A 346-nucleotide genomic window follows, 5' to 3' on the forward strand; every position below is an offset into this window, starting at 1 on the left:
GGCACAGGCGCCGATAGGCCGCGGGGAACTGTGTCGAGGTGTCGGCCTTGGCCTTGCCGCGTTCCAGCTGTTCGAGCAGGTGAGCGAACTGTTGCCACTCGGGCTGATGGCGGCTTTCGAAGAGGCTCTGTTTCATGTTGGGCCTAACAGACCACGGGCGATGCCGTTCAGTTCGGTCACGGCCAGGGAGGGCGGGACCCGCAGCGCCGGGGCAAGGAGGCCGGCCAGTTCATCGACGCGCTCGGCGGACAGTTCGCCCTGGCGCTCGGCAAAACTCAAGAGGGCCCGTTGTTCATTCAGGCGCAGGGCGAACACCGGGGTTCTCGGCACCGCTTCGGGTAGGGTC

Annotated in this window: 1 protein-coding gene; it reads right to left on the bottom strand. The window is 66.5% G+C overall.

The features are described from left to right. Positions 1–132 precede the first annotated feature (132 nt). On the bottom strand, positions 133–346 hold a 214-nt coding region (locus HX773_RS25525; RefSeq protein ID WP_218168369.1), incomplete at its 5' end, for a hypothetical protein.

Origin of the sequence: Pantoea sp. B9002 (assembly GCF_013385945.1) — a bacterium.
GTDB lineage: Bacteria > Pseudomonadota > Gammaproteobacteria > Enterobacterales > Enterobacteriaceae > Pantoea.